Raw genomic sequence first — 20,531 nt, 5'->3', positions numbered from 1 at the left:
GGGTGCGGAGGTTTCACGCCACATGCTTTATTTTATGCAGGGAAACCCTTACTTTACAGAAGCCGAGTAAAGCGCGTCTACGGCAATCGCTCATGGGAACTCGGGGTCCCCTTTGGGGTTGGGGGAGGAACCCCCTGCGTAAGAGTCGCTGGCTCACCGTGTAAAGCGCGTCTACAAAGCAGTCCCCGAGGGAACTTCAAAGCTTTTCAAGACAGATTTTGGATTGACTGCACGGATAAATTCGCTTTCTTGTGCCATCAAGTAATTATTGCTCAAGAACAAAATGCAGATACACAAATCCACTTTGGCTGTTTTTGCAATCCTCATGATCAAGTTTTCACAGCTGCAAAATTAGTTAGCTCTAAAAAGCTAAGTTAGCAGTCACTTGAAATCTATTTATTGGCAAGTCCAAAAGTCGGTGCAAGACGGTAATATGAACAATCATACAAAGAGCATGAAAATATGACTCCTCCTACACCCCTACACCCATTTTCAAGCTAGATATAAGTTGTAGAATTACGAGGCTGATCTCCAATGAATTAGCTCATCATGTTACTTACGGATGATGTTAACTAAGCAAAATCTTAATTTTAAGATGTCGCTACTAGAAGACATCGATGCTGAACTGACAGGTGATAGAACATAACCTTGAACATGTAAGCAAAAAGCATGGCTGTTGTAAACTTCAAAGACAACAGTAACTTCAAAATCATTTCTAGCTCTTTGAAATGTTCACTTGGTATATGGTACTGCACAAGGTTGACTACGATTTAAATCCAAGTCGATCTTATGAGCTTCCGTTTGGAACTTCACGCCATTTATCATTAGCCATTAGAACTTAATATTTACTAATGACAAATGATTTATGACGGCAACAAGCATCTTTGTCAAAAATGCTATTGCATCGAAGTTTACCCAATTCTAACAAGAGTCTGTCTGTTTTGTAGAAGTATGGGTGTCTAAGTGCTATCGCTAGTTAGCGAGAGAATTTGCCCTAGCTTAGGCGAAAAAGTTGAGAATCGAAATAATATTTATAGAACCATTGCAACCCCTATTTTTGTGTTTCAAGACTTTCCTAGTAATCTATCAAAAGACTGAATTACCTAACAAAAGATCCTTTTTAGTAAAATGCAACACAACATTTTCCTAAAAAGTTAATGTTGTGCAAAAGTATGATTTTTCAAAGTTATACATGTTTGCTATCTTTAACTAGTACTTTGTGATGTCACTAAGTTGTTGAAAACTGTATTATTAGCCAAAGTGTTGTCAAAATCTAGAAATTATATTGATAGAATGGAGTCTTTGACTAAAATACTGCGATCATTAATTCAATCTCAACCAATAGTTCTTAGCCACTACAATTATTCTGTATATATATATAATTTTTCAACATATTTTTATGAAATTTACAAGACTTGCTTCTTATTGCATTATTTCTTTATCAATTCTTCAAAAATTAGCTTTATGAAATAAGATTTCAGAGATTTTCAAAAAATTAAAGAAGAAGATATTAAAGCCTAAAAACAAAACTCTCGTTTAGCAAAGTTGCTTTAATTCTTAATTTTGAATATTTTTTATTTTTTTTGTCACTTTAGTCGAAATCAAGACGGAGATATTTTAGATTTGACTCGTTTCAATATGACTATCACCATGTAATCTCAGTGTTTATCTGGCAAATAATTAAATTTAGTGTATCAAAAAAATACAACTTCAAAAAATAATTTTGTGTATCTATAATATATCTCAAATGAATCTAAAATGTATCTACATCTAGTTCATAACAATTTAATAAATACTGTGCTTCACTAGCCAACCACTGTTGAAACATATTATTGATAATTTCGTTATATCTTTGAGGCGTTAATTCTGCTGCTATCACTTCTTCAACCATCAAAATATGGTAGCCTTGTTCACTTTTCAATGGACCAATTAAGTGTTTAGGAGGACTCTCAAATACAAACTCAGCTATATCTGGTTGGATAGCCCAACGATATATTTTCCCTTCATAGCCACATTTTTGTCTACGATGCTCATCAATATCATAAATGTGAGCCGCTTCATAAAAACTAATTTCACCTTCTTCAATTTGGTAATAAAGTTCTTGAGCGAGTTTTTTACATACCACTATTATTTGATAAAGAACTATTTGCTCGAATTCTTGACGATTTTGGTTAAAAAATTTTTCTACCTCTTTAGCAAAGAGTGTTTGTGCGAGTTTTGGCGCTAGCAATTGGTTGCGAATTCCAATTTCCCAATCATAAGGACTAACAAGTTGCTTAGCCAACCATGTTAATGTATCTACAGCTTTTTCTAAACGCTGTTTACGACGTTGGCAGTCTGCCTCAATTTCAATTTCTTCTGTAGTTACAATTATGCCCCTCTCTTGGGCGGCATTGTCTATAATTCTTTGATATAAAATTTTTTGACATACTTCCCTCAAACTCATTTCACTTTTGAGGTAGTTAATAATTTCCTCAGGAGAAATACCTATTTGAGAAATATCAGTCATAGCTTTTCAAGACGGATTTTAGATTGCGAAATATTTACACTTATCAGCCCTAAGGAGAAGGCAGAAGAAGAGATAATAAGTGAAGATACATAGTTTCTGCATTATTATCTTTAAACCGTAGAAAAAGAAAGGACTCCGATTTAATTTGGAATTAACAGTACCTAAAAAAGACGCTACACGCCTATGGAATTTGAAATTCACAAGTGTGAATTTCAAATCCTGAACGGGCTTAAGGTAAGTTAATTAAAACATTTTACATATAAAGGTTTTTGGCAGTAATTCATGAATTACCGCTACGCATCATTATGTTTTGTGTAAGTCCTGTAACTTATATACTTTGAAGTCATTTGAAGATAAATAAACACAAAATTATAATTAAAAACATCTCATCAAGAGACTTAATTGAGCATTAAAAAACTGGCTTTCTACTGAGTAAATTTTTATCTCGAAAAAGATAAACTCTAATTGTAGAAAACGCCGCAAATTTTCATACATATTTCCCCTGCTTACAAGATAGGGCAGTTTATGTATCTATATACCTTTTGAGGCAAAGGATTTTTGTCATGTACACACATCTTTAGTTAGGGGAGAATAGCAAAAGATAGTTGTGCTATTTAGGAGAACCACAAGCGGTATATTTCAGTAAGCTAAATTTTCTAAAGTTTCTCGTAGATATCGTTGTACCTGCTGTTCCAAGCTAAGTTTTTGGAATTGAGTATCACGTTCCAACAACCAACGTTGGAAACCAGAACTAGCGGCGATCGCATTCTTTAAATGAGTCCAAATTTGAGGATTATGAGAAAATTGGCGATCGCTAGAAGTTTGAATTAGAGCCATAGGTTTTTTGTCCTTAGTTTTAGTTTAATTGGTAGACTTATTTACATCCTTAATTATGTATACCTCTTAAAAATTAAGTAGATACACTTTTGTAGGAAAGGTTAAAAGGTAATCTCGCCTGCACTCCTATAATTGTGAAACATTACCAAACCTGTTATTAAGGCTAATACTTCTATGGCAGCAAATTCTGTTTCATTTGTGACTAAAAGCGACGTTATGCTTACAGTAAGTTGCTGAAAAAAATGATATTACTGAAAACAGCAAAATGATTTTAATCACAGGACTTACGCAAAAATTGATAAAACTTTTGGTAAAATTTGCTACTGTAAAATTAAAATGTAAACGTAACATCTTCTAATTTAAGTTAATCATCATTACTACCAAGCCAGATTCCCACAGGGGCATACCTACAACTGTTCCCTATTGAGAGTTCCGTATTTTTAATACAGGCAATCAAAATAAAATCCCATAACGAGTGTATGAAAATATGAATATTTATACACCATTACCAAACAAAGCAAAAGTTAAAAGGCACAAGAAAAATACTTTCTTTTTACTTTTTATTTGCTTGTTTGTACTTGTTAATCCCCCACACCCTATTTTCAAGATAGTCAATCATGAACGTTGATAGACAAACATTGCCATGAAAATTCTTACCTCTTCTGCCTTCTGCCCTCTGCCTTATTTTCAAGATAGTATAAATGGAAGTTTATAAATTTAATAAAATTAATTTTTATTACTGAACTAGTTAGATTGTAGTTCTGGCTTGGGAAAAGGTGATCAAGCCAGAGAAAGATTTGATACATATGGGTTTGACATGGATAGTTTTGCCATCAACTTTCCATGTCCGGTGTTTAGCCCAGATACGAAGTGTTCACTTCTTCTCCCAGCCACTGTATTATCTCGCTGCTGCCGAGAGGGTACGACGCTTAGTCACCATTTGGTAGGCTTCGATGATGTCGCCTTCTGTCCAGTCGCTGTATTTGTCGATGCCGACACCGCACTCAAATCCTGTGTTGACCTCGCGGGCATCTTCTTTCATGCGTTTAAGCGAATCCAGAATTCCTTCGTAGACAACTTTGCCGCCACGACGTACTCGCACCTTGCAGTTACGAACCAGTTTGCCAGATTGGACATAACAACCAGCAACAGCTCCGCGACCAACAGGGAAGACAGCACGTACTTCTGCTTGACCCAGAGGTTCTTCTACTAACTCTGGTTCTAACAGACCTTCCAAAGCACCTTGGATGTCTTCTAGAAGCTTGTAGATGATGTTGTATTCTCGTACATCTACGCCAGCTTCATCAGCAGCTTGTCTAGCACCACTAGCGTAAGTGGTGTTGAAGCCAATGATCACAGCTCCACTAGCAGCGGCCAGATCAATATCTGTCTGGGTAATTTCCCCAGCAGCAGCCAACAGCAAGCGGATTTGGACTTCGTTTTGCGGAATTTGCTTCAGCGATCCCACGATGGCCTCGACTGAGCCTTGGACGTCTGCCTTGAGGATCAAGTTGAGTTCTTTCAACTCGCCTTCTTGAGCTTGAGCTGAAATCGCAGCCAATGTGACGCGGCCTTGCATGAGACGGGATTGACGCTGTTTCTCAGCGCGGTCATTAGCGAGTGCCCGTGCTTCTTTTTCGTTTTGGAAGACCTCAAACTCATCTCCAGCTGCTGGCACGTCACCTAAACCGAGTACCTCAACAGCAAAAGAAGGAGTCGCAGCTTCTACTTTTCTTGCTCGGTCATCGATCATGGCCCGCACTTTACCAAATACCGAGCCCGCTACAAGGATATCGCCTACCCGCAGTGTACCATTCTGCACTAACAGAGTTGCAACCGCGCCTTTGGCTTTATCAAGGTGAGCTTCAATCACCGTTCCCTTGGCAGAACGATCAGGGTTAGCAGACAGTTCTTCGACTTCTGCGACCAACAGGATCATCTCAAGTAGCGTATCCAGATTTTCGCCTTTGATCGCACTTACAGGAACCATGATTGTATCACCGCCCCATTCCTCTGGAGTCAGACCGTAATTAGTCAGTTCTTGCTTAACTCGGTCTGGTTGAGCGCCTTCTTTGTCAATTTTGTTAATTGCAACAACAATAGGCACTCCTGCGGCTTTAGCGTGGCTAATGGCTTCAATTGTTTGGGGACGGACGCCATCATCAGCTGCCACAACTAAAATGGCAATGTCTGTAACCCGCGCTCCCCGCGCCCGCATAGCTGTAAAGGCTTCGTGACCAGGTGTATCTAAAAATACTACTTGCTGGACTTTGCCGCCATGTTCTACGTCTACGTGGTAAGCACCGATATGTTGTGTAATACCGCCTGCTTCCCCGGCAGCTACCTTGGTATTGCGAATGGAATCGAGCAAGGTAGTTTTACCGTGGTCTACGTGACCCATAATTGTCACTACTGGTGGGCGTCTCTGGAGGTTTTCCAGGTCTGCCACGTCGATCATTTCTGTGACTTTACGGGCTTCAGCTTCTGGTTGTTGGGTTTCGACTTCTGTGCCTAGTTCGTTGGCGATTAAAGTAATCGTGGGAATATCCAAACTTTGAGTAATACTCACCGCCATGCCCTTGAGGAACAGAATCTTGACGATTTCTGTGTCGGCAACCGCCAAGGCATCTGCCAACTCTTGCACGGTCATCGTGCCTGTGACAATTAGTTTTTCAGGACGTTCACGTTTTTGTTCCTGTGGGCGACGTTGTTGGTCGCGAGCCGCAGCAGGGGCTTTTTTGGTTGGTTTCGGAGCGGCGACCACAGCAGCAGGCTGTGCTGGTTTGCCAGTTTTCGGTTTGGGTGGACGGACGATCGCATTACTGATGGCTACAGCAGCAGCAGCTAGATCTGCATCTTCATCATCAAGGAAATCTTCTTCAAAGTCCTCGTCATCGACAATAGGCTTGACACGTTTGCCTTTAGCGCCGACTTTAGCCTTACCAGATTCTTTGACTTCGTCAATTTCTTCTTCTGGCTGCCATTTTTTACCTGTTTTTGGTTGGCGTGGAGGTGTGGGACGCTTGAGTTCGATGATTTCTGGAGTGTCGTCTTCTGTCTCTGTTTCTACCTCGTCGACTATTTGTGGTTTTACTGGTGATACCGATCCAGGTTTTTGTGGTCCTACTGCTGCTGGTACGGGAGTTGGACGTGTTGGCAGCTTGGGTCTTGGGGTATCTCCTGCAACGGCGACTCCTTTATTGCCTTTTTGCTCCGACTTTGGTTGTCCCGGGACTGGACGCGCTGGTCTAGGTGGCTGTTGAGTGGTTTGTCCAGCCTCTACATTTGTGGCAGGCTGTGGTTTTCCCTTACCTTTGACCTGGTCTCGAGCCTGATCGCGATCGCGCTTCAGGATAGGTCTTTCTGGTTGATGAGGCTGGGGTGTGGATTCAGGTTTATCCGCAGCAGGCCTTGTGGGTGGAGCAACCAGTTGTGGTTTTTGGGGTTTTTCTGGTTTCGGCTTATTTGGTGCAGGGGAAGTTGGTTCTGGTTTTTCCGCTGCCATTTTCTCCTTGGGCTGGTTTGACTTGGGCGTTTTGTCTGCGTCTGTCACAGCAGTTTCTTGGGTTGCCTCAGACTGATTTCGGGAAACAGGTCGAATAGGTGCCGTCGGCTTCATGGATGAGACTGGTGTGGCGAAAGGTCTGGGGGGTGAGAGAGGATTAACTTCAGAAGAAGCAAATTGACTATTGGTAGCAGCTGACGCCTCAAGGGCGTTGCCGGAGTTATTTTTAGGTGGTTTTGGTTTGCGAATTTCTAACAATTCTTGTTTTTGGGATGCAGCTGGTCGATTGCGAGATGGTATTTGTGTTGTATTTGGCTTATGACTACTTGCACCATAATGATCTTTTTTTGACATCTGGTGCGTCGTAGCTGCCACTTTTTCCGCTTGAGAACGAATGCGTTCTGCTTCGGATTCTGTGATGGTGCTGCTATGACTTTTGACCGCGATATTGAGCTGGTCGCAAATTGCTAATAGCTCTTTGTTATCCAAATTCAATTCCTTTGATAATTCGTAGATTCTAACTTTGCCGTTGTTCATCCACTCTTCCCCTTTAATTTACAGTTTTAGCGGATGGATGCCAGCTTTTGCGACATCTCCATCCTTTGATTACTGTTTTTAGGTTGCCGTTTTGTTGCCGGTGCCTCCAATCAGGAAAGAGAGATGTATCGGTTTAAGGCTGGCATCGCCACCTAAAACGATGGTTGACGCCGGACTGCGCGTGGGCGCTACCAGATTGCAATTTTTTATGTTTTTGTTTTGCTGATTCTGAGTCTTCCACAACACATTGAGCGTAAGTCTATATTTGGAGTGTTGCTTCGCCCCCTTAGTTATTAAAGAGCGATTTGCCAGACACCCTATTACTATTTTGGCATTAAATACGAGCATAATAGAGGGTGTGACGATAGCGCTTGGGGTGCGGCTGTCGGCACAATTCCTCTGGGGATTACCGCCAAAGCAATTAAAGCTCGATTTGATTTGGGGGATTACTTTGGGATAGGCGCTGCCACAATGTCTGATACAGTGTTTCTGGCACTGATGCATGTAGCGATCGCCCGAGTTTGTTTTTTTTCTGAGCTGCACTTAAACAACTCATGTTAGGGCAAATATAGGCTGAACGCCCCATGCCCTCATCTAATTGTACCTGCCCAGAAGGAAAGACGCGGGTAATCCGCCAAAACTCATTTTTTAGACCCACTTTGCGACAACTAATACAACGTCGATAGTTTGGTTTCATTTTATAAAGTTTTAACTATTGTGCATCGCGATCGTAAAGTTCGTCTTCAATTTCGTTGTCTAATTCGTCTTCAATTTCGTTGTCTAATTCATCTTCTAACTCTAGTTGATTTTCATCTTTAAATTCCTCCTCGTCTAATTCTTCCTCCTCCATTTCCTCAAGTTCTGCGGCGTATTTCGCTCTAGCAGCAGCAAATTTACTATCTTCTGCTGCATGATCATACTTAGCTTTGTCTTTGATATCTATTTTCCAACCAGTTAAACGAGCAGCCAAGCGGACGTTTTGTCCTTCTTTACCAATTGCTAAACTGAGTTGGTCTTCTGCTACCAGGACGTGAGTTTGCCTAGTTTCTGGATCCATCAGACGCACTTCATCTACTCGTGCTGGACTCAAGGCATTGGCAATGTAGGTAGCAGGGTCTGGAGACCAGCGAATAACATCAATTTTTTCACCTCGCAATTCGTTAACTACCACTTGAATTCGCGATCCTCGGGCGCCAATACAAGCACCCACCGGATCTACATCCCGATCCAAAGTATCTACAGCAATTTTAGTCCGAGGCCCCACATGACGGGATGGGGGGTTAGCTTCCCGTGCTACTGCAACAATGCGTACAACTTCATCTTCAATTTCTGGCACTTCGTTGGCAAATAAATAAACTACCAAACCAGCGTCAGCCCGAGATACTAATAGCTGTGGTCCGCGTTGCTGACCTTGAGAAACTTTTTTTAAATAGACTTTGAATGTAGCACCAATACGATAATTGTCGTTAGGAAGTTGTTCACGCTTAGGTAATTCCGCTTCTACCTCAGGCTGACCAAAACCACTGCTCACAGCTAGGATCACCGATTGCCGCTCAAACCGTAATACTCTAGCTTGTAGAACTGTTCCTTCTAAATCTTGGAACTCTTCTTGAATTAATTGCCGTTGCTGATCCCGCAGCTTTTGCGCCAATACTTGCTTGGTTTGCATTGCTGCCATTCGGCCAAATTCTCCTTGATCTGGGGTAACATCTAGTACTACTTCTTGACCCAATTGTGCTTCTTCGCCTCCCATGTCTTGCACTTGTTGCAAGGCGATTTCATGGTCATTGTTACTAACTTCTTCAACTATTGTTTTAGTAGCAACGACGCGAAAACCTTCTTCTTCTATATCTAGTTGGACATCAAAATTTTCAAAGTAATCTTCATCAAATTGTTTGCGATCTAAATTTTGGGCGCGACGGTAACGTTCATAACCTTTTAATAGCGCTTCTCTAATGGCTGATTGTACCGCTATCCGAGGTAAATTACGCTCTCTACTTATACTTTCAATTAACTCTTTTAAACCAGGTAAACTAACCATTGACATAAGCAATCTCCTTAAATAATTAGGGATCAGGGACTGATGATTAAGCACTGGGGATTATGGAGACAAGCCAAACTAGGGAAAGAAGAGGCGGTGACACTGAGAGTAGGAGACAACAGAGAATTTATCAAAAATATTCTCCCTACCCTCCTTGTCTCCCTTTCCTTGTCCCCCTTGTCTTCCTTGTCTTTTCCCAATACCCGATCATCGATCCCCAATCACCAATCCCTTTCCCCTCTTCTATCGACGCTCATCTAACCGCACTTTGGTAACTTGAGTGAGGGGAATTGCGATCGCCCGACCTTTTTGATTTAAATAAACAGATGTTTCATCCCGACGAATTAATTGCCCAGTCCACTCTTGCTGTCCCTCGTAGGGCGGGGAGGTGGAAACTATCACGGGAAACCCTTTGAAGGAAATAAATTCTCTGTCTGTTGTTAATTGTCGGGAGATACCAGGACTGGATACTTCCAAAACATAGGTATCTGGAATGACTTCTGCCGCATCTAGAGTTGCTTCTAAAGCGCGGCTCATCCGTTCGCAATCATCCAGCCCAGTGTCTTGGTGTGGGTTGCGAATGTCCACCCGTAAAACTGGTGGACGTTGGTTGGTGTGAAAAACTACCCCAACGATCTCTAATTCCAGTTCTTCTGCTACTGGTGTGGCCAAATCAATAATTTGTGGGACTAAAGGATGAGTCATGCGACAATTCCAACAAAAAAAGTGGGTGTTTACCCACTTCCTGCGATAGGGATATCTTCCAAGAAGTCTTTAGACGAATCAAACTTGATTCGCCTCTCTTTGAGTGTAGCGTATTTTTTTAAAGGCGAGAAGCAAGAAGTAATTTGTTGGTGGTTGGTTGTTGTTTGTTGTTTGTTAGTGGTTAGTAGTTAGTGGTTGTACCAAACGTGCCATGGCACGTCTCTACATTGGTTAGTAGTTGGTGGTTAGTAGTTATTATTCGACTCCTCACACTCCTCACACTCCACCCTACGGGAAGCCGCGCAAAGCGCGTCTACACACTCCTCACACCCCACCTTACGGGAAGCCGCGCAAGCGCGTCTACACACCCCTCACACCCCACCTACGGGAAGCCGCGCAAAGCGCGTCTACACACTCCTCACCTCCCCATCTCATTCATTCCTACTCCTCACACTCCTCAACAACCTAGTTTGTTCTAAAATTTTATTAAAATCCTCTTGGGATAGGCGTCTGACGTAGTTCAGCTTGACTTCCTCTAAAAAGTCTACAAGTAAGCTTTGCAGTTCTAAGAGTACGTGTTTTTGTTGTATTTGCTCTCCTAAGGCTTCACTAAAGCGTTGCACTAATTGACTAGAGAGTTTTGCAGAAACAGGATCTTCCACTGTAGTAACTAGAGCATTGTATAGATTTGTGGTGATTTGAGTTGCTAATTGCTCACTTAACTGGGTTTGTATTTTTGTTACTCCAGGCAAGTTTTGCAAGTTACGGTAAACGGGGGAATTATTTAAAGCACCTTCAAGATTGTGCTGCAAAATAGCCACTAGTTCTGACTGAATTTTAGGCAGAACTTGGTAGACGATAGTTTGTACTAAGATTGCAGCGATCGCTTCTACTTCGTTGACGTTATTTATGTCTATATAAGGGCGCAAATTCTCTTTTCGCAAAAACCAACTAACTAATTCACCCCGGCGAATAGAACCTTGCACTTGGTTAATTACTCTCACTACAACTATCTCAGTAATCTCTTCCGCAAAATTTGATACAATACCCAAGTGGATTTGCTGTCTTATTGGTTGCAAATTTAATATTTGTGCTTTATTTAGACGAATGATCACAGTTATAGTTCGTAACCAGCGCCAAAAAGGTAGTAATAAAAATAAATCATACCAGCGCCACAAAATTGCATTCAACCAACTGAAACTGGGATAGCGGCGTTTAATATAATAGCTGCGGATTAGTAATTCCACAGCAAATATGCATACAAAGGGTAAATCAATCAGCCAAAAATAATCAACATATTCACCATTTTCTCCAATCCTCCGATAGTAATTAGTAGCAATTAAAGGTTTAATTTGCTGGTTAAAAAATATAAATTCATTTGTCCAGCCTTTTTGCATTAAATATTCCTGAGTCCAAAAAATTGCGAAGGCTTTTTTTGCGGATTCTTGGTTCATATGAACACGCATTTTATTTTTGATTTTTTCCAACGTGCCACTTTTATTAGCTGATGAAAACGGATTATTTACTATCATTTCAACACTAAGACGACGTAACTCAGCTAGCTGGGATTCTACTTGAGGAGACTGTAATCCAGTTTTACTAACCTGATATTTCAGTTCATCAATAGTGTTGAGATATTTTTTAGTTTCCCTATGAGGCTCAATACCTTTTACTGGATCATAAGCAATCACAATTCGCGGTATATATTGTAAATATCTATCCCGCCAAGAAATATAACTTAAATTAAACAAGACTAAGCATAAGTTGATAGTGGCAATAATTGCCATCACTCGTTCAAACCATAGTTTGGAATTATTGAGAGATTTTGAATTAGACATTCTTACTATCAAGATTGTAAATGGTTATTAGTTAGTAGTTAGTGGGTGATTGTCAAGAATCAAATTATCAATAAACAACTAACATTCACCAACAAGCAACTACTATCAAACAACTCTAATTTATGTTGCTTTAAACTTTTTTGCATATCTTCTTTGCTAAGTAAAAATACTTTTTTCATACAAGTATAAAAAACTTTTTATACAAATTCTCCAATTTTAAACTGAATATAATGCTATTAATCAAAAATCATTAATATTTCAGCCAAAGTATTTATATAAACTTAAAATGCATCTGTTAGTTCTGGTAACATCAATATTTTGCTGGCTTCAGAAAAAGGAGTTTGAATTATGTGGTGTGAATTTGGAAAATCAAGCCTGAGTGTAGCTACTGTTTGTATAGTAACAGTCACAGCAAGTGTAGCGTTCGCACAAACACCTACAATAGTACGGCAACAAATATATACTCCCCAACAATTTCGTAGCGTACTGCAAGGATTAGGTTATAAAGTTACGGTATCAAATGCACCTCTAACAGATGCGGAAACTAAAAAAGCAATTCAAGAATTTCAAAAGGGTTATAGGATACAACCAGCCGATGGCATAGCCGGGCCAAAAACCCAAGCATTTGCGGCAAATATTGTCAAAATTCTCCAAGCAAACTTAAATCTGGTGGCTAAACCAAATCCTCCTTTACCTAAAAACCCATATTATGGACCTCAAACCCAATCCGCAGTTAAGCTTTATCAAAAACAACTCCTACTTCCCCAAACAGGAATTGCCGACTTAGCATTGCGGCAAAGACTTGATAAAGAGGCTAAGAGGATACTTCAAAATCCATCAGCAGCGCCGTCATCTATACCACCATCACCAACATCTACACCATCACCCACAGCAACCCCAACATCTACACCATCACCCACAGCAACACCAACATCTACACCATCACCCACAGCAACCCCAACATCTACACCATCACCCACAGCAACACCAACATCTACACCTTAGACTTAACCAAGGTCACTAAATTTGTCAGTAGTTAGTGGTTAGTAGTAGTTTGTCAATTTTGAATTGATGAATCACAAAGTTCGTAGTCAGGACTTTATTGCTGAAGTTTTAAGGACTACAGTGGTTACTACAAACCCTTAAAACTAGCTTGACAGAACAGTAGTTAGTAAGTAATTGGTAATTGGTAATAGTATTTTTATTTACCCATTACCAATTATCACTAACGCATTTGAGTTGGTTCTTCCAACGGTCTACCTTTGGGACTTGGTAGAATGGGACGACGGTCATCGTAAGGCATGGGGATATATTGTACTGTTGGCCGTCCGCCTTGGGGTTGGGGATACAACTCCATCAAGTCATAAACTATGCGCGGTAGTCCTACTGTTATGGGCAGCCCCATTTCTGTTGCTTCTTCAACTGTGATGGGATAGTCATGAGTAACGCGTCCGGTTGTTAAGGCTTGGACGATATTTTCTATATTTTCTGGCTTAACTTTTTGCCTGGGTATATTGTCTTTTAGTAGAGTCCGCACAAAGTTTTGTACCTGTTGCATAGCTTTGTGCGATAAATCTGCCATAATCAGCGTTTGGTCGTCGATTTCACTGATAGGTTTATCTTCTACAATCTTAAGAATACTTGCTGCCGGGAAATTTCCAAGTTGAGGATCAACAGGCCCTAAAACAGCGTTGGCATCCATAATAATTTCGTCAGCAGCTAAAGCAAGCATGGTTCCACCACTCATGGCATAGTGAGGTACAAAAACTGTAACTTTAGAGGGATGACGAATCAAGGCTCTAGCAATTTGTTCGGTTGCTAAAACTAAACCACCAGGAGTATGCAAAATTAGGTCGATTGGCACATCTGGCGGAGTCAGACGAATAGCCCGCAAAATCTGTTCTGAGTCTTCAATAGTAATGTAGCGTGATAGCGGAATTCCTAGTAAACTAATAGACTCTTGGCGGTGAATCAGAAAAATCACTCTACTTTTACGTTGCCGTTCAAATTCTTGAAGGGCGCGGAAGCGTCGGTATTCAATCTGACGTTTTTGCCAAATCGGTTGAAAAGACGAAAAAAGTAGAAATATCCAAAATAAATCACCGATACCGAAACTCATAGAATTTGAATACTTAAAAATAACAGTTTGCCGTCATTATTGTCCCAATTTTTGAGAATTGGCAGTTCTATCTGGAGAAGCAAAAGCGTATTGGTTGGTGGTTGGTTGTTAGTAGTTAGTGGTTGTACAGACATGCCAGGGCACGTCTGTACATTGGTTATACCAATTTGAAAAAAGAATGCGACAGATGAATTCTGTAGAGACGCGATTTATCGCGTCTCACATTCTGAATGTGTCGCAAACATTTTTTGAATCGGTATTAGTAGTTAGTGGTCAACAGCTTACTACTCCTCACACTCCCCACACTTCTCACACTCCATCACCCCATCTCCCCATCACCCCATTGCCCCTAATCCCCATCTCCCCTCAATCCCCCTACCTGCACTGCCAAATTTTAATAGTGTCGTCATCACTACCACTTACTAAAGTCTGTCCATTTGGACTGTAGGCAACAGATCGGATATAGTTCAAATGACCAGTCAAAGTGTATATCTCTTTACCTGTACTGACATGCCAAATTTTGATGGTTTTGTCCCAACTACCACTAGCTAACCACTCTCCGTCAGGACTAAAAGCAAGTGACCATACTGAGTTAGAATGCCCTGTGAGGGTACAAATTTCTTGACCTGTACTTACTAGCCATAGCTTGATAGCAGAATCAGCGCTGCCACTGGCGATCATTTCACCATCTGGACTGAAAGCGACAGCATTCACAAAAAAGGAATGTCCTCCGAGAGTGCGAATTTCTTGACCTGTATTTATATACCAAAGTTTGACTGTGTAATCAGCGCTTCCACTAGCAATAACTTCTCGATTTGGACTCCAAGCAACAGACCAAACAGTATCAGTATGACCAACAAAAGTCCGAATTTCTCTACCTGTACTGATCTGCCATAGTTTAATCGTACAATCAGCACTGCCACTGGCAAGCATCTGTCCATTTGGACTAAAGCAGACAGAATTCACGCAATTGCTGTGATTTCTGAGAGTGCGAATTACTTTGCCAGAATTGATTGACCACAGTTTAATAGTTTCATCCCAACCAGCACTAGCAAGAATTTCTCCATCTGGGCTGAAGGCGACACTACTAACCATACTGGAATGACCAGAAAACCAACGACCAAGGCTACGCAGTAACTTGCCACTCTCCAAATCCCACAGTTTGATAGTAGTGTCACTACTACCACTAGCCAAAAGCTGGTTGTCACCACTAACTGCCACAGTTTGCACCATGCTGGCATGGCCTTTGAGAGTGTTTGTACATTTCCACTCCCTTTCCCTTTGACTCAATAAAACAGTAGTTTGAGTGTGTGCTTTTGTAGCAATAATTTGTGTGGGTGGTACAGATGAATCTTCTTCAAACTCAGAATCTAGTAGATTTAACCAGTCTTGTACACTTTGAGGACGAAGCTTGGGTTGCAATTCCATACCCCGCACAATTGCCTGACTTACCTTCTGACTAAGATGGGGATTGTAATACTGTGGTGGTTCTAGAGGAATGTTGCGGCGCCTCTCCTCTGCACTGGTTGGTACTATCCCAGTCACCAAACTATACAAAGTAGCTGCTAGACCATAGACATCAATGTATTCTCCCCGTGGTGCTTCTAATTCGTACTGTTCAGGAGGAGCAAAACCAGGAGTACGATAAACTGTATGTTTCTGTACAACATTGGGAATAAATTCCCTGGCAATGCCAAAGTCAATCAAAACAGCTTCTAATTTACCATTGCGAAGCATGATGTTGCGCGGCTTAATATCTCGATGTAGTAAGCCTTTGCGGTGAATAATGGTTACAGCTGCGCCTACTTGCCGTATATAAAGTAGTGCTTCTGTTTCTGGTAGCATTCCTACCCGTTGCAAGCGCTTACCCATGTCTTCGCCTTCGATGTACTCCATCACCATACAAGGCATATTTGCTTCATCGAAGATATTTTCTATTTGCACTATGTGTGGATGGCGACACACAGCTAATCTTACAGCTTCATCCCGAAAGTCAAGCCTTAATTTATCTCTGTGCGGTTTCCAGGCAGGGTTATTGAAGATTTCCTCTTTTAAGGTTTTAATGACCCGCAGTTCTCCATGTTCGTTGGTGGCGAGGTAAGTGATACCAATTCCACCCTCGCCTAGCTTTCTTTGGATGATATAGCGTCCCCCAAACAACCGTTGTCCTGGATTCCAAACCATTAGTAATAATTGCTAAATCTGCTATTTATTTTGACACGACAGCAGCCAACTATGGTTGTAGACACTACTATTTTTCTGACTTGCTGCTTTATTTATTAATTTCTATTTAACGTAGATGCACAACGGCTGAACAAAATATAAGTAGATGGCAGATGACAGATGGCAGATGGCAGAAGGAGAAAGACTGAACTTATCTAGTTTATGGGATAAGCATTTTATGTTTAATTATGTCCACCTACTTAACGGAAGTTCGATAGATTTCATGAGCCCAATATGAGCCTCAAATAAATTTGGGGTGCGGGGTCAAAACCCATTTCAAGTGGGTTGAGGGGCTGATTTATTCTGTCTACTTTAAGTAGAGTTGGGCTATTAGGGCGCAGTTTACTTGCGGACGGGTTAATTGTCTAGTCTGATAATATTGATTGAACTCAGGTTGTTTCTATAAACTCATATTTCAGGAAGTTTATGGGCTAGATAATACCCATTCACTATTCAGAACTAAAAGAATTACCCCTAGTACTAACGATTAAAAATATTAATAAATATATTGCGTAATTTTTGTGTTTTGGGATGTATAACCTAATGTTTATTTTTAAAATACTTTTTATTAATAAAAAATATGCTTCATATCTGGAATGCTGTAATCTAATTTTGTAGTTTATATCATGACTGCAAAAAGCGAGATATGCCCAAAATGCTAAAGAATCTAAAGTTAAGACAAAAATTTACAATTTTGCTAGTTTTTATTCTTATGTTTGGTTTGAGCTTGAGCGGGTTAAGTCTATCTTCTTTACTGAGGCAGAATGCTAAAAAAGAAATTGCGACGAACGCTTTATCGCTGATTGAAACGATGAGTTCTTTGCGTGAGTATACAGTTACTCAAGTTACACCCGAACTGGTAGATAAATTGGAAACGAAATTCTTACCACAAACTGTATCTGCCTATTCAGCACGGGAAGTATTTGAAATTTTACGAAAAAAACCAGAGTATAAAGACTTTTTCTATAAAGAAGCTGCGCTCAATCCTACAAGTCTGAGGGATAAAGCTGATAGTTTTGAGGCAGATATTATCAAACGCTTTACTGATGAGAAAGATTTAAAAGAGTTGAGCGGTTTTCGTTCCTTACCTAGTGGGGATATTTTCTATATTGCTCGTCCACTCAAGCTAACTCAACCTGCTTGCTTACAGTGTCACAGCACTCCTGAGGTTGCACCCAAAACAATGATTGAGCGTTACGGTGCAGAGAATGGATTTGGATGGCAGTTGAACAGTATTATCGCTGCACAGATAATTTCTTTGCCAGCTAGTAAAGTTATTGAAAAAGCACATAAATCTTCTTTTTTGATTATTTTAATTGTGTCTACTGTTTTTATTTCTGTTGTGCTTTTAGTCAATATTTTCTTGGAACGTCAAGTTATTCTTCCTCTTAAGAGTCTAACTCGTATAGCAGAGGAAGTTAGCACGGGACACATGGATGTTGAATTTAAACAGACAAGCAATGATGAAATTGGTAATCTTGCTAAGGCTTTTAAACGGATGAAGTTTAGTTTAGAAATGGCGATGAAAAGACTAAAAAGAAATACAGGAACTACAGAAACTTAAACAATTCCAAATTAAAAATTAAAGATATGTTATTTCTCTCAATTTTGGTAACATAATTAACTCTCAGGCAATTAGAATTGAGAAAAATACAATATTGCATATTTTCTAGCATATTATTAAATGGTTAAAAATATGTTAAAAAATTTACGACTGAAACAAAAAGTTACGATTTTATTACTTGTAATTCTGACATTTGGTTTAAGCTTGAGCGGTTTAGCGTTATCTTCTGTGTTAAGGCAAAATGCTAAACAGGAAGTTACTTCCACAGCTTTGATGTTGATGGAAACTATGATTGCTGTCCGGCAGTACACTAGCACTCAAGTTAATCCGGAACTAGTTGATAAATTGGAAACTGAGTTTTTACCACAATCAGTACCTGGTTACTCAGCACGAGAAGTATTTGAAAATTTGCGACAAAAACAAGATTACCGAGAGTTTTTTTATAAAGAAGCTACCTTAAACCCTACTAACTTGCGGGATAAGGCTGATAGCTTTGAGACACAAGTAGTAAATCGCTTCCGAGGTAACAAAAACTTAAAAGAAGAAAGTGGATTTCGATCGCTTCCTAGTGGAAATATTTACTATATTGCTCGTCCACTCAAAGTTTCTGACGCAAAATGCTTACAATGCCACAGTACAGCAGCTCAAGCACCAAAAAGTATGATCGATCGCTATGGTACGGCTAACGGTTTTAACTGGCAATTAGGTGAAATTGTTGGCGCGCAAATTATTTCTGTACCAGCTAGCAGAGTTATTAACAAAGCAAATCAGTCTTCTTTGTTAATTGTTGGACTTGTATCTATTGTTTTTGTAATTGTTATCGTCCTAGTTAACATCTTTTTGACTCGACAAGTAGTTCTTCCTCTCAAACGCATCACTCGTGTGGCGGAAGAAGTTAGTACAGGACATATGGATGTAGAGTTTGAGCAGTTAACTAATGATGAAATTGGTCATCTCGCCAAAGCTTTTAAACGGATGAAGTTAAGTTTGGAAATGGCTATGAAACGCCTCAAACGTCCTCCTGGAAATACACATGGTACAGGAGGAATGGGGGGTACTGGAAGTAGTGATTATCCCCAACGGTAATTGTTAGAAGGTTAGTGTTTAGGAATCAGTTAACAGTTAACAGTGAGTCAAAGAATTTGATCACTGATCACTGATAACTGAACTACACTCCTCACACTGTTGATCACCCAATCCCTTTTCTGTCTCAATATCAAGAAAATAAGCGTCTTGTAAATTCCAATGCTGCTTCTGACTCTGGGATTTCTCTTGCTAAGAGTTCGACAAATTGGTAAGGCGTGACTTGCGGATTGTCGGCTAAAGTATCTTCTACAATCAGGCTAGCCATAGGGCCAATGTAGAACGCCAAGGTATCTTGACAACGCTGAACAAATGCAGCGTTGAGCGAGGTAATTTGTTGTTGATTTTGATTGGTTGGTTGATTTTGGTAACTAGACTGACCTTGATAAGTTTGGGGATAACGGGAATTCTGTTGATTTTGGTAGCTAGGCTGACTTTGGTAGGTTTGGGGATGACGAGAAGTTTGTGGATTTTGATTAGCCTGTTGAGTCTGTTGACCTTGATAAGTTTGGGGACGGCGAGAAGTTTGTTGATCAGGAAAAGCTTGTTGATTTGGTGGTTTACTCAGCACTGTTTCATCTAAATCTAAATTAGGAGAAGACTGAGCTATTGTTATTGTTGTTTGAGAATCAGGAGTGAGTATAGTAGGAGGAACATCAAACATTGTTGATGATGATGCTGCTTGAGGTCGTCCTAAAAGCTCAAGATCTCTTAAAACTTCCTGAGATGTTTGGTATCTATGCCTGGGTGTGTCTGAGAGCATTTTATCTAGGATTTGAGCAAATCCATCGCTGACATAGGTGTAAAAACGCCATTTCCACTCCAAGCTATACTGATCCATGAGAAAGGATGGGTCTTTACCTGTAAGTAGTACAACTGCTGTGACTCCCAAAGCATAAAGGTCACTACTAGGAGAACACAACCCTAAGCTGATTTGTTCGCGGGGGGCGTATCCTACTTTTCCCACCAAAGACATTTTGCCGACAAAAGTTGCTTGATTGGAATTAGTAACATCATTAAGATCAGCTATTTGTTTTCCAACTCCAAAATCAATTAATACAGGTAAAATGTTACCTTCTGGTAACATGATATTGTCGGGTGAAATATCCCTATGAATAATATGATGCTGATGAATATACTCTAAAACAGGTAATAAATATTTCAGCCACTGAATAACTTCTTGTTCTGTAAAAGTTTGTCCTTGAAGTTGGCGATCGCGCAATAAGGCTGAGTAGGTTTTACCATTAACATACTCTTGTACCAGAAACAGCCGACCATCTCCTTCAAAGCAAGCCAAAAAACGAGGTATCTGTGGATGCTCTAGCTGGTGAAGGATTTTGGCTTCTCTTTTGAATAAATTTCGGCATTTTTCTAATCCTCCCCCCCCAGTACCAATAGGAGCAAATTCCTTGAGTACACAGGCCTCATTAAAGCGCCGAGTATCAAATGCCAAGTAAGTTCGCCCCAAACCCCCCTGCCCTAGAAGTTGCTGGATGATATAACGATTATCAATTAGTGTTCCTGAAGGTATTTCTGGTTTAATTAAGGGGGGCTGAGACATATCATGGTA

At 40.3% G+C, this 20,531-nt stretch carries 15 protein-coding genes; 3 read left to right on the top strand and 12 right to left on the bottom strand.

What is annotated here, in order from left to right; genetic code table 11:
* Window positions 1-171: 171 nt before the first annotated feature.
* The 8 genes from RS893_RS16950 to RS893_RS16915 all read right to left on the bottom strand — a co-directional run bounded on the left by RS893_RS16950 (window position 172) and on the right by RS893_RS16915 (window position 11,972).
* On the bottom strand, window positions 172-327 hold the full coding sequence (locus RS893_RS16950) for a hypothetical protein (RefSeq protein ID WP_315785647.1): 156 nt from the start codon (window positions 325-327) through the stop codon (window positions 172-174).
* Between the two features lie 1,426 nt (window positions 328-1,753).
* Window positions 1,754-2,509: a peptidylprolyl isomerase gene (locus RS893_RS16945; RefSeq protein ID WP_315785645.1), complete on the bottom strand. Its 756-nt coding sequence runs from the start codon at window positions 2,507-2,509 to the stop codon at window positions 1,754-1,756.
* A 639-nt stretch (window positions 2,510-3,148) separates the two neighbouring features.
* On the bottom strand, window positions 3,149-3,346 hold the full coding sequence (locus tag RS893_RS16940) for a hypothetical protein (RefSeq protein ID WP_315785641.1): 198 nt from the start codon (window positions 3,344-3,346) through the stop codon (window positions 3,149-3,151).
* Window positions 3,347-4,244: 898 nt separating this feature from the next.
* A complete protein-coding gene (gene infB, locus RS893_RS16935; protein WP_315785638.1) occupies window positions 4,245-7,388 on the bottom strand; it encodes a translation initiation factor IF-2 in 3,144 nt (1,047 codons plus the stop codon).
* A gap of 421 nt (window positions 7,389-7,809) precedes the next feature.
* The gene (locus RS893_RS16930) at window positions 7,810-8,085 is read right to left on the bottom strand and encodes a YlxR family protein (protein WP_315785635.1); all 276 of its coding nucleotides are present in this window, start codon (window positions 8,083-8,085) and stop codon (window positions 7,810-7,812) included.
* Between the two features lie 15 nt (window positions 8,086-8,100).
* The gene (nusA, locus tag RS893_RS16925) at window positions 8,101-9,429 is read right to left on the bottom strand and encodes a transcription termination factor NusA (RefSeq protein ID WP_315792001.1); all 1,329 of its coding nucleotides are present in this window, start codon (window positions 9,427-9,429) and stop codon (window positions 8,101-8,103) included.
* A 243-nt stretch (window positions 9,430-9,672) separates the two neighbouring features.
* On the bottom strand, window positions 9,673-10,134 hold the full coding sequence (rimP, locus tag RS893_RS16920) for a ribosome maturation factor RimP (RefSeq protein WP_009458839.1): 462 nt from the start codon (window positions 10,132-10,134) through the stop codon (window positions 9,673-9,675).
* A gap of 431 nt (window positions 10,135-10,565) precedes the next feature.
* On the bottom strand, window positions 10,566-11,972 hold the full coding sequence (locus tag RS893_RS16915; RefSeq protein ID WP_315785600.1) for a hypothetical protein: 1,407 nt from the start codon (window positions 11,970-11,972) through the stop codon (window positions 10,566-10,568).
* Between the two features lie 348 nt (window positions 11,973-12,320).
* Here RS893_RS16915 and RS893_RS16910 point away from each other — a divergent pair, with 348 nt between their 5' ends.
* Window positions 12,321-12,977: a peptidoglycan-binding domain-containing protein gene (locus RS893_RS16910; protein WP_315785597.1), complete on the top strand. Its 657-nt coding sequence runs from the start codon at window positions 12,321-12,323 to the stop codon at window positions 12,975-12,977.
* Between the two features lie 220 nt (window positions 12,978-13,197).
* On the opposite strand, the gene RS893_RS16905 is transcribed toward RS893_RS16910, so the two are convergent.
* The 3 genes from RS893_RS16905 to RS893_RS16895 form a co-directional block, all read right to left on the bottom strand.
* Window positions 13,198-14,091, bottom strand: a complete 894-nt coding sequence (locus RS893_RS16905; RefSeq protein WP_315785595.1) for an SDH family Clp fold serine proteinase — start codon at window positions 14,089-14,091, stop codon at window positions 13,198-13,200.
* Entirely contained in the window at window positions 14,088-14,225 is a 138-nt protein-coding gene (locus RS893_RS16900; RefSeq protein ID WP_315785592.1) for a hypothetical protein, read from the bottom strand. The genes RS893_RS16905 and RS893_RS16900 overlap by 4 nt, the downstream gene beginning before the upstream one ends.
* A gap of 241 nt (window positions 14,226-14,466) precedes the next feature.
* The gene (locus tag RS893_RS16895; protein WP_315785589.1) at window positions 14,467-16,275 is read right to left on the bottom strand and encodes a serine/threonine-protein kinase; all 1,809 of its coding nucleotides are present in this window, start codon (window positions 16,273-16,275) and stop codon (window positions 14,467-14,469) included.
* A 694-nt stretch (window positions 16,276-16,969) separates the two neighbouring features.
* Between RS893_RS16895 and RS893_RS16890 the strand changes: the two genes are divergently transcribed.
* Window positions 16,970-17,878 carry a c-type heme family protein gene (locus tag RS893_RS16890; RefSeq protein WP_315785586.1) on the top strand — a complete coding sequence of 303 codons (909 nt, stop codon included), beginning with the start codon at window positions 16,970-16,972 and terminating at the stop codon, window positions 17,876-17,878.
* A 132-nt stretch (window positions 17,879-18,010) separates the two neighbouring features.
* Entirely contained in the window at window positions 18,011-18,964 is a 954-nt protein-coding gene (locus RS893_RS16885) for a c-type heme family protein (protein WP_315792000.1), read from the top strand.
* Between the two features lie 130 nt (window positions 18,965-19,094).
* On the opposite strand, the gene RS893_RS16880 is transcribed toward RS893_RS16885, so the two are convergent.
* Window positions 19,095-20,522 (bottom strand): serine/threonine-protein kinase, encoded by a 1,428-nt coding sequence (locus RS893_RS16880; protein ID WP_315785583.1) that lies wholly within the window; start codon window positions 20,520-20,522, stop codon window positions 19,095-19,097.
* Between the last annotated feature and the right edge of the window lie 9 nt (window positions 20,523-20,531).

Origin of the sequence: Fischerella sp. JS2 (genome assembly GCF_032393985.1) — a bacterium.
Classification (GTDB): Bacteria; Cyanobacteriota; Cyanobacteriia; order Cyanobacteriales; family Nostocaceae; genus Fischerella.
The sequence above is the reverse complement of the archived record's forward strand: the minus strand, read 5'-3'. Positions and strand labels throughout refer to the sequence as shown.

Bases quoted from the DNA above. Each gene is read 5' to 3' on its own strand.
- RS893_RS16940 (WP_315785641.1), bottom strand. From the start codon at position 3,346: ATGGCTCTAATTCAAACTTCTAGCGATCGCCAATTTTCTCATAATCCT.
- RS893_RS16910 (WP_315785597.1), top strand. From the start codon at position 12,321: ATGTGGTGTGAATTTGGAAAATCAAGCCTGAGTGTAGCTACTGTTTGT.
- infB (WP_315785638.1), bottom strand. From the start codon at position 7,388: ATGAACAACGGCAAAGTTAGAATCTACGAATTATCAAAGGAATTGAAT.
- RS893_RS16895 (WP_315785589.1), bottom strand. From the start codon at position 16,275: ATGGTTTGGAATCCAGGACAACGGTTGTTTGGGGGACGCTATATCATC.
- RS893_RS16880 (WP_315785583.1), bottom strand. From the start codon at position 20,522: ATGTCTCAGCCCCCCTTAATTAAACCAGAAATACCTTCAGGAACACTA.
- RS893_RS16890 (WP_315785586.1), top strand. From the start codon at position 16,970: ATGCTAAAGAATCTAAAGTTAAGACAAAAATTTACAATTTTGCTAGTT.
- RS893_RS16900 (WP_315785592.1), bottom strand. From the start codon at position 14,225: ATGTCTGTACAACCACTAACTACTAACAACCAACCACCAACCAATACG.
- RS893_RS16930 (WP_315785635.1), bottom strand. From the start codon at position 8,085: ATGAAACCAAACTATCGACGTTGTATTAGTTGTCGCAAAGTGGGTCTA.
- RS893_RS16950 (WP_315785647.1), bottom strand. From the start codon at position 327: ATGAGGATTGCAAAAACAGCCAAAGTGGATTTGTGTATCTGCATTTTG.
- RS893_RS16905 (WP_315785595.1), bottom strand. From the start codon at position 14,091: ATGAGTTTCGGTATCGGTGATTTATTTTGGATATTTCTACTTTTTTCG.
- RS893_RS16945 (WP_315785645.1), bottom strand. From the start codon at position 2,509: ATGACTGATATTTCTCAAATAGGTATTTCTCCTGAGGAAATTATTAAC.
- rimP (WP_009458839.1), bottom strand. From the start codon at position 10,134: ATGACTCATCCTTTAGTCCCACAAATTATTGATTTGGCCACACCAGTA.
- nusA (WP_315792001.1), bottom strand. From the start codon at position 9,429: ATGGTTAGTTTACCTGGTTTAAAAGAGTTAATTGAAAGTATAAGTAGA.
- RS893_RS16885 (WP_315792000.1), top strand. From the start codon at position 18,011: ATGTTAAAAAATTTACGACTGAAACAAAAAGTTACGATTTTATTACTT.
- RS893_RS16915 (WP_315785600.1), bottom strand. From the start codon at position 11,972: ATGTCTAATTCAAAATCTCTCAATAATTCCAAACTATGGTTTGAACGA.